The organism is Methylobacterium sp. WL103 (assembly GCF_008039885.1).
In the GTDB taxonomy this organism is placed as follows: domain Bacteria; phylum Pseudomonadota; class Alphaproteobacteria; order Rhizobiales; family Beijerinckiaceae; genus Methylobacterium; species Methylobacterium cerastii.
Window position 1 is genome coordinate 1 of record NZ_VRUX01000789.1, and the last position, 1,599, is coordinate 1,599.

At 72.0% G+C, this 1,599-nt stretch carries 2 protein-coding genes; both read left to right on the forward strand.

The window, feature by feature from the left end; all coding sequences use genetic code 11:
- Positions 1-238 (forward strand): RsmE family RNA methyltransferase (locus FV222_RS25450; protein ID WP_147815948.1); only part of this gene is annotated, 238 nt, incomplete at its 5' end.
- A 225-nt stretch (positions 239-463) separates the two neighbouring features.
- Positions 464-1,599: glutamate--cysteine ligase (locus FV222_RS25455; RefSeq protein WP_147815949.1), on the forward strand; the 1,136-nt coding region annotated here is incomplete at its 3' end.

Here is a 1,599-nt window from a genome sequence, read left to right on the forward strand (position 1 = left end):
GGACGCACCCATCGCCGACCCGGTCGCGGCCCTGCGCGCGGCCGCCGACCCCTCGGTCCCGGTGCCGCTCGCCGTCCTGATCGGGCCGGAAGGCGGGTTCGCCCCGGAGGAGCGCGCGGCGATCCTGGCGCGGCCGAACACCGTGGCGCTCTCCCTCGGCCCCCGCATCCTGCGGGCCGACACCGCGATGGTCGCAGCCCTCGCCCTGGTCCAGGCCGTGCTCGGCGACGCGCGGTGACCCGCCCGCCGGCGTGCGCCTGCGCACATCGGCACTTCGGGACGGCCTCGGCGCCGGGCGATTGGCCGCCGATGTGGGGCAGGGAAGCCCAGGGTCGCGTTGTCGTGTCCGGCGCCCTGGACTATGCACGAGCCATCCCGGCGACGGAACACGACCGCATCGCTCTCTTCCAGACGGCCGGCGCGCTTCCCGAGTTCAGCCCATGATTTCTTGGCGAGGCAGCGCATGGCGCGCGATACGTCCGACACGACACCGCTCACCACGCGTGTCGAACTAATCGACTGGTTCGCCGCCGGCGAGAAGCCGCGCGCGGACTTCGCGATCGGCACCGAGCACGAGAAGATCCCCTTCTACGTCGAGACCCGCGAACCCGTTCCCTATGCGGGCGAGCGCGGCATCCGCGCGCTGCTCGAGGGCGTCGGCCGCGAGACCGGCTGGGAGCCGATTCTCGACGCGGGCCACGTCATCGGCCTCGCGGGGCAGGCCGGCGGCGCGATCTCGATCGAGCCGGGCGGGCAGTTCGAGCTCTCGGGCGCGCCGGTCGCCGACGTGCACGCCACTGCGACGGAGCTCGACGAGCACCTGGCCGCCACGAAACGCGTCGCAGACGGCCTCGGCATCGGTTTCCTCGACCTCGCGATGAGCCCGAAATGGTCGCGGGCCGAGACGCCGGCGATGCCCAAGAGCCGCTACAAGATCATGGCCGGCTACATGCCGAAGGTCGGGTCCCTCGGCCTCGACATGATGCTGCGCACCGCCACCGTGCAGGTCAACGTCGACTTCGCTTCCGAACCCGACATGGTTCGCAAGCTCCGCGCCTCGCTGGCGCTGCAGCCGGTGGCGACCGCCCTGTTCGCCAACTCCCCCTTCACCGACGGGCGGCCCAACGGCTTCCTGTCGCGCCGCTCCGAGATCTGGCGCGACACCGACCCCGACCGCACCGGCATGCTGGGCTTCGCCTTCGACGAAGGCTTCGGCTACGAGGGCTACGTCGACTGGCTGCTCGACATGCCGATGTATTTCGTGAAGCGCGGCGACACCTACCACGACGTCTCCGGCGCCTCGTTCCGCGACCTGATGGCCGGCAAGCTCGCGCAGATGCCGGGCGAGTACGCCACCGTCTCCGACTGGGCGAACCACGCCTCGACCGCCTTCCCGGAAGTCCGGCTCAAGCGCTTCCTCGAGATGCGCGGCGCGGACGTCGGCGACGCCGGGATGATCGCGGCGCAGGCCGCGTTCTGGGTCGGCCTGCTCTACGACGAGGCCTCGCTCGACGCCGCCCTCGACCTCGTCTCCGGCTGGAGCGCGACGGAGCGGGAGGCGATCCGCGCCACGGTCCCGCGCTCGGGCCTCGCCACGCC